Below are 2184 nucleotides of genomic sequence, written 5' to 3'. Positions count from 1 at the left end.
GAATACAAACTATCGGATGTGCTCTAGCTATGGCAAACAGGAAAGGACCGGGCTGGTTTTTGCCCGGTTTTTCTTATTTTCTATTAAATCATAATTCATGAGTGGGGGCTCAGATATGAATAAACAAGAAATTAAAAACGCTTTGAAGGATTATAATTGGATGGTCAAAGAAATAAAGAGACAACGTAAAATATTAGAAGATGCAGGAACAAGCTTAGTAGCTCAATCTGGTATTGAGTCTGCTATGCCTAAGCCAGAGGAGAACACAAGTGATCCGGTTGCTCGTGAGGTTATTCGTAGGGATAAAAAATATACCTGGATTAATCGACTGGAAAAGAAGGTCTCATTTATTCAAGAAAGGATACCAGTAATTACCGATGAGAGAGAACTAGCGGTATTAGAGTGCTTATTAGATGGAATGAGTGTAAGAGCAATAAGTAATCATATGGGATTAACTACAAGACATATACAGCGAATTAGGAATAGAATTGTGTCGCGAATGTCTCAAATGTCCGATATGTCCGACTTGTTGCCAGAACAAAAACGCTGTGTGTAAACTGGAAGGGAGGTCGGCGAGGTCAATCACGTGACATATAGTATTAAATAATCCTGTCGGATAAAAACCCTCATTAAATTTATTTTAGTGGGGGTTTTTACTTAAATTTCTATATTAAACATGAAAAGATAGATCTGTTTTGTGTTGGTTATACAAGATAAAAATTATTTGTATTTAATAATTAGTAAAAATATTACATTTTCTGTAACAATTTATTCAATAAATGTATTTACTTACAAATAAGCAAAAGCTAGTATTAGAGTTACGAATTGTTATTTTTCTAAATTCATAAAATATATTATTGGGAGAGATACTAACTATGAAAAGAAGTTTTATTTTTTTCAGCGCTTTTGTTTCATTTGTTTTACTATTTTCATTCCTTTTACCATCAATTTCATTTGCTAAGGAGGGAGTTGAAAATTGGGTAGATATCATTGAAGAAGATAATTCAGTTACATATAATGAGAATCCTGAATTGTTTACAGATCTCGAGGAAGTTGATTGGGATAAATTTGTTGATGATCCAGAAGATGGGGAAGAGAGTTATCTAATTGAATCTGGTTCAACAGTCATTCAACCCTTTTTTTGGGGGCTTGTAGCGAGAGTAGTACTTAGCGGAGGTAAACATGTAATAAAATGGGGTTCTAAAATATTCAAGAAAGCTCCTAAGTCAAAAGTTACTAATGCCTTGAAAACTTTCAAAACCGCAACATATAAGACTGGTAGTCACACCTTCAAATTGACTAAAACGGATATGAAACATATGTTAGAAAGACACCATCCGAAATATTGGAATGGTACAGTTAAGAAGAAACAAACTTTTTACAATCCAGATTTATCTGTAAGTGGTGTGAAAAATATTGCTATAAGCATTGCAAAACAAAATAGAAATACATTAAAATCAAAAGGTACCAATTCAACTTTCCAAGTACAAGGGACAGTAAACGGTGTTAAATATGTTTTAGGAATAACTAAAGGGCACATAAAACAACTTTATCCTAAATAAAAAGAAGGTGTGTTAGTGGAAATTAAGAATTTCTATCTAAAGAAAGAAGTATATGATCTAGATGATATATCTCAAAACGCAGATTCTTATATTGGTGGTTATAACAACGAAAATTTGGTTGAGAATATCGAAAAAAATAGGAAGAAGTATGTGGCAAGTGGTTTATTGATGGTAGAAGGAAGTATAGTTTTTATATCGAATTATAAAGAAATTGGTAATATACCAATCTTTGACGATCTACCTTCTTTATACTGCTACTATTTGAATGCTATTGAAGAATATCTTGACAATGGAGAGGCTACTTTTTATTATCCTAGTCAACCGATTGAAGTAATTATAAAAAAGGATATCGGTCAACAAACAAAGATAACGATAGATGAAAATTCTTTGAAGGTTAATGAGAAATTTTTTCTAGACAGTCTCCTCAATAATTCACAACATTTTTTTGGTACATTGCTGACAGAATTAAAGCTTAATAAATATAAGCATGAGCTTAAACAAATAGAATCTATAAAAAAGAGACTTACTGATTAAAATAATACAGTAAGGGGCTGGGACATAACTAGCCCTTATGAAGTTAAAAAAGATTCCAGTTATCAAAAAATGATAGCTGGAATCTTTT

The 2184-nt window shown here is 31.8% G+C and carries 3 protein-coding genes; all 3 read left to right on the top strand.

The window, feature by feature from the left end; translation table 11 throughout:
* Positions 1-115 precede the first annotated feature (115 nt).
* The 3 genes from Q1A47_RS20375 to Q1A47_RS20365 all read left to right on the top strand — a co-directional run bounded on the left by Q1A47_RS20375 (position 116) and on the right by Q1A47_RS20365 (position 2096).
* Entirely contained in the window at positions 116-556 is a 441-nt protein-coding gene (locus Q1A47_RS20375; protein WP_166531054.1) for a DNA-binding response regulator, read from the top strand.
* A 319-nt stretch (positions 557-875) separates the two neighbouring features.
* Positions 876-1562: a hypothetical protein gene (locus Q1A47_RS20370; protein WP_166531053.1), complete on the top strand. Its 687-nt coding sequence runs from the start codon at positions 876-878 to the stop codon at positions 1560-1562.
* Between the two features lie 15 nt (positions 1563-1577).
* Positions 1578-2096: a hypothetical protein gene (locus Q1A47_RS20365; RefSeq protein ID WP_166531052.1), complete on the top strand. Its 519-nt coding sequence runs from the start codon at positions 1578-1580 to the stop codon at positions 2094-2096.
* Positions 2097-2184 lie beyond the last annotated feature (88 nt).

This window comes from uncultured Virgibacillus sp. (assembly GCF_947495635.1).
Taxonomy (GTDB): domain Bacteria; phylum Bacillota; class Bacilli; order Bacillales; family Amphibacillaceae; genus Virgibacillus; species Virgibacillus salarius.
Note: the sequence above shows the minus strand (reverse complement) of the source record. Positions and strands in the feature narration are given on the sequence as shown.

What these genes read in the sequence shown, in the direction of transcription:
- Q1A47_RS20370 (WP_166531053.1), top strand. Translation starts at nt 876, where the DNA reads ATGAAAAGAAGTTTTATTTTTTTCAGCGCTTTTGTTTCATTTGTTTTA.
- Q1A47_RS20375 (WP_166531054.1), top strand. Translation starts at nt 116, where the DNA reads ATGAATAAACAAGAAATTAAAAACGCTTTGAAGGATTATAATTGGATG.